Source organism: Parabacteroides sp. AF48-14 (assembly GCF_003477465.1).
Lineage (GTDB): Bacteria > Bacteroidota > Bacteroidia > Bacteroidales > Tannerellaceae > Parabacteroides > Parabacteroides acidifaciens.
In genome coordinates this window covers 1-4,556 of the sequence record NZ_QUDI01000081.1, presented here as the reverse complement: position 1 = coordinate 4,556, position 4,556 = coordinate 1, and the positions used below count along the sequence as shown (strand labels likewise).

General features: G+C 43.0%; 4 protein-coding genes and 1 tRNA gene. 1 reads left to right on the top strand and 4 read right to left on the bottom strand.

The features are described from left to right. Positions 1 to 187 precede the first annotated feature (187 nt). Positions 188 to 271: transfer RNA gene (locus DW083_RS21640), tRNA-Leu, on the bottom strand. Between the two features lie 165 nt (positions 272 to 436). Here DW083_RS21640 and DW083_RS21635 point away from each other — a divergent pair. After that, a complete protein-coding gene (locus DW083_RS21635) occupies positions 437 to 1,516 on the top strand; it encodes a mannose-1-phosphate guanylyltransferase (RefSeq protein WP_122333793.1) in 1,080 nt (359 codons plus the stop codon). Between the two features lie 452 nt (positions 1,517 to 1,968). On the opposite strand, the gene DW083_RS21630 is transcribed toward DW083_RS21635, so the two are convergent. The 3 genes from DW083_RS21630 to DW083_RS21620 all read right to left on the bottom strand — a co-directional run bounded on the left by DW083_RS21630 (position 1,969) and on the right by DW083_RS21620 (position 4,280). Beyond that, on the bottom strand, positions 1,969 to 3,132 hold the full coding sequence (locus DW083_RS21630) for an IS4 family transposase (RefSeq protein WP_122333792.1): 1,164 nt from the start codon (positions 3,130 to 3,132) through the stop codon (positions 1,969 to 1,971). Positions 3,133 to 3,353: 221 nt separating this feature from the next. After that, a complete protein-coding gene (locus DW083_RS21625; RefSeq protein WP_115501431.1) occupies positions 3,354 to 3,803 on the bottom strand; it encodes a glucosaminidase domain-containing protein in 450 nt (149 codons plus the stop codon). Positions 3,804 to 3,845: 42 nt separating this feature from the next. Further along, entirely contained in the window at positions 3,846 to 4,280 is a 435-nt protein-coding gene (locus DW083_RS21620) for an HU family DNA-binding protein (RefSeq protein ID WP_115501430.1), read from the bottom strand. Positions 4,281 to 4,556 lie beyond the last annotated feature (276 nt).

Genomic DNA, 4,556 nt, shown 5'->3' with positions numbered 1-4,556 from the left:
TTACTTCAAAGTAAGTCAATATGCCTTCGGGTAAGAATAGTTCGTAACCTGTTTCCATTGAGCAAAAATAATTATTTTTTGCTTTCTCCACAACTTTTCGGGGTGAGCCTTAGTATATCCCAAACCAACGAGTTGCGAGGAGTAGAAAAGAAAAACGGAGAAAGTATTTCTACTTTCTCCGCTTCAGTACCCAGAGCCGGGATCGAACCGGCATGGAAGTGAATCCACTGGTGTTTGAGACCAGCGCGTCTACCAATTCCGCCATCTGGGCATTTGTTTTTTCTAATGCGTTGCAAAGGTAGGCATTATTTTTAAACCTGCAAGGGTTTGTCGCTTTTTTTTCATTTTATATCTTCTTAGTAGTTGAAGGCAGACTAAATACCGGAATATTTCGTTAACTTTGTAAGAGTAAAACTAAAAAACAACCTGAATCATCATGAAAGATAATTATTGCGTTATCATGGGCGGCGGGATTGGTAGCCGCTTCTGGCCATTCAGCAGAGAAAGTTACCCGAAACAATTTCTCGACTTTTTCGGCACAGGCCGGTCGCTGCTACAGATGACATTCGATCGTTTCTCTAAAATCATCCCGATCGAAAATATTTATATCGTAACGAATGAACAATACGCATCACTTGTAAAAGAACAACTGCCCGAACTGGAAGAAAGGCAGATCCTGTTGGAGCCCGCACGCCGGAACACAGCTCCATGCGTCGCTTATGCAGCCTATCATATCAAGGCCTGCAACCCGAACGCGAATATTGTCGTTGCTCCCTCCGACCATTTGATCCTGAAGGAAGATGTCTTCCTGAAAGACGTGCAAAAGAGCCTCGACTTCGTCAAAGACAACAACGCCTTAGTAACCTTAGGTATCCGCCCGAGCCGCCCCGAGACAGGTTACGGATACATCCAGAGCAGCGACGTCATGTTAGGAGAGTTCACCAAAGTAAAGACATTCACCGAAAAACCGAATATCGAGTTAGCTAAAGTATTCATGGAAAGCGGCGAGTTTTTCTGGAACTCCGGCCTCTTCGTCTGGAACGTCAACTCGATACTGGAGGCATTTGCAAAATTCCTCCCCGATATTTCCCTCCGTTTCGACCTGGGAAAAGAGAAATTCAATACGGAAGAAGAACGGGGATTTATTACCGAAAACTTCCCCTACTGCCTGAATATCTCCATCGACTACGGCATCATGGAGAAAGCGGATAATGTCTATATGCTGTGCGTCGACTTCGGTTGGGCCGACTTAGGGACATGGGGATCGCTGTTCGACCTCGCCCAGAGGGACGAACAAAACAATGCACTGCTCAAAAGCGAAGCGATGTTGTACGAAAGCACCGGCAATATCATTGCACTCGACAATCCCAAACGCCTCGCCGTCATACAAGGGCTTAATGATTGCATCGTAGCCGAATCCGGAAATGTCCTTCTGATCTGCAAGAAAGAAGACGAACAGCGGATCAAACAATATGTAGCCGACGTCCAGATGAAGTTCGGCAAAGAATTCAATTAAATAATAAACAAAAAGGCTGTATCAAAAACCCCTCGTTCCCGCGCTTGACGCCATAGCCGTCAAGCTAATGTCTCTAAATAGCAAAAAGGCAGTGGTTTTGTGAGATTATGTTAAAAAAGTACGTATTAGAGCTTTTTTTACCCCATTCTTTTGAGGAACAGGGTTTGATTTCGTATTTTTCACCATGATAAAGAACGTTTAGTTTTTTAGAGTAAGAACCGGAGTATTGTCAGGACAACAAGGGACTCCGGTTTTTTTATTTAAATATAGTCTATATAATTGTTTTATTTAAGATAATAGTAAAATAAATCTTCAAACGTGATATGTTTTTTTCTATTCTCCAGATAATGATTTCTACTAAACCGGGTGATCAGGGAGTCTATATATGTTGTATTTCGCCAACCTTTCCTCTTTAGAATATCACTGATTATATCAAAATGTAGCCAAAGGCTTTACATGCATTTGTATGGACTTAAAAGCCGTTGATTTGTACGATAATAGAAAGATTGTATAACACGCATAAATCTGTAATTTATTAGAATCAGAATAAGTTTGGCGTATAGAATACAAAGAAAACGTTCTGCTCTGACAGCTGTAACAGAAGCCACGCCGGCAATGCTTTTCCACTGTTTAAAAATCAATTCTATCTGCCAACGAAAATGGTATGCCTTTAAAATATCCGGGGTATCAAGTATCTGGCAGGGTATATTAGTAACAAATAGATTCAGATGATATCTGTCCTTTGTCTCTTGGCGAATTGTTGCATTTTTATATCTCTGATTTTGCTTTTTCAATGTGGTAATGCGTTTCTCATATACTTCATCAGAAGCTAAACTGACACATAGCCGAACCACGATCTGCTCTTTTATTCCTAACCGGACTATAAACTGCTGATGAGTCAGTCGGTATTTTTTCATCTTCTGATAGACTGTCTTTAATTCAAACCTGTTTCCTTGCAAATCAAATAGTTCTACCGTGGTATTTAATCGGGAGAGAAAAAATGCTCCTGCAGACTTTATTTGTTTGAACTTATTTATACTCCAGTAGCCTAAATCCCGGATTAGTAAGTCATTTGAAAGAATTGGCTGTGATTCTTCTCTGGACTCTTCAAAATCGTTTCGGGTTTCATTGGTCAGGGAAAAACCTATAATCGCATTGGATTTGAGATCATATTCAAACTGAATACACATGCCTGACTGGATATCCCCAAAACCACCATGACCTTTGTATTGATCTTTCAGCCAGCATGGTAATTTGAACTTGGTAGAATCCTTTATTCTAACCCGGCTAAAAGCTTCTAAAAAAGAGGTATCTAATGTACTGCTCATACGTTGACCGGCAATATAATTGACGACTGACAACACATATTTATAAGCTGAGTCCGTAAATCGTTCATCAATGGCCTGCTTACTTACATCTATATTCAATTGCCAGGATAAGTAGTTACTCATCTGGCTTAAGGAACAATAACCTGCTTGATGCAAGGCACAATGCAAAAGCAAATCTATAAACACTTGCGGCGTTATTTTGCCAAAGCGTTTATAGAAACCATTTGCTTCTGCACAGTTCCATAAAATTCTTGTGGTTAAAGAATTTCGAAGAATATCTATATTCATCTTTTCTTCAACAGATAATTGAATACCCCCCTTATTTTACTAGTATTACAACACTTACTTCGATTAGCTTGACGGCTATGGCGTCAAGCGCGGGGACAAGGATATTTTGATACAGCCACGTTTAAACTAACCGTTCTTCTTTCCCAACCCCAACAGGAACTCGATCAGTGACCTCACAAACTCCAAAATCGACCTTACTTTACTCATACGCTTTCTTTTTTTTAATTACTGATTAATAACTGAATCTGGCGTGCGATCGACACCAACATCTTCCGGTATGCCGCCCGGTTGTCGCCGTTCACCTCGCTGATGTAGCGGCTGTAGGCGATCTCCTGCGCATAGGCCGCCGGATAAGCACTGACTGCCGCCGCCTGCGGATAAGCGGTAAAGACGAGGCGGGCAAAATCCAGAAAACTATGCTCCGGCGTGTCGTAGCGGCGAAACAACAAGCCCCCGCTCCCCAAGTCCGTCTTCCCGCCATGCCAGTACGCATTTGTCACCCCATAGCCCGTAATCCCGAAGAAATTATGATACTTCACCGCTAACGTGCTCTCTCCCCAACCCGATTCGATTGCCGCCTGCGCCAATATCACCACCGGATTCATCCCATACAGCTCACCCGCCATACGCGCCGCCCCGCCATACCCTTTCACAAACTCCCCCTTCTCCATAACTCTTTTAATTCTTAATTTTTAATTCTTAATTATTAATTCTCAAAGGATTCCCGGTCTCTCAACAGGCGGTTTCCCCGGTTCCAGCAGTATGTGTTCACCTTTTACCGTCAGTGTCAGGTTCCGCAACAAAGTGCCCGGACGGAAACAGAGGCGGGGCCGGCGAAGCTGCGATGCTTGAAACACATCCTCCGACGTGCTCCCGGAACTGCCCAATATATACTGGAAATTGCCCAACTCGCCAAGCTGCACCACTTCGCCACGTTCCAACGATTTTGCCATGAATTTTGTCATCCGGTCTACCACCAGTTTGACATCGCCACTCGAAGCCGTCGAGCTCTCCGCTATCAAATCGCAGAGTTCGTCAAAGGTGCAGGTACGCGTGGCACGTGTCTGTGCATAATAGAGAAACTCCTTCCCCTCTTCCACTTTCTTACTTATATTCTTCCGCAAAACCAAATGATACTTTATTCCCATAAACGTTACTTTTTAAAATGATTAATAAGGACTGTCTTGTAATTAATTACACTGTAAAGATACAGCGCAGCCCACCCTCCTTTGAAGACACGGGCGACAGGGCGTGACATCCCCGCCTTTTATTACCGATTACCACCGGAAACATTTGATAATGTGAGATTTATTCTGTATATTTGATTAATTAAAAACACAAGAAAATGACAACAACAACCTTCCGCATCCATGCCTACGGAGTAGGCGAACTGGCCGGCCTGTACAACCCCCACCTTTCCCACC

Excerpts from the sequence above, each read along its gene's own strand:
- DW083_RS21635 (WP_122333793.1), top strand. The coding sequence starts at position 437 with ATGAAAGATAATTATTGCGTTATCATGGGCGGCGGGATTGGTAGCCGC.
- DW083_RS21630 (WP_122333792.1), bottom strand. The coding sequence starts at position 3,132 with ATGAATATAGATATTCTTCGAAATTCTTTAACCACAAGAATTTTATGG.
- DW083_RS21625 (WP_115501431.1), bottom strand. The coding sequence starts at position 3,803 with ATGGAGAAGGGGGAGTTTGTGAAAGGGTATGGCGGGGCGGCGCGTATG.
- DW083_RS21620 (WP_115501430.1), bottom strand. The coding sequence starts at position 4,280 with ATGGGAATAAAGTATCATTTGGTTTTGCGGAAGAATATAAGTAAGAAA.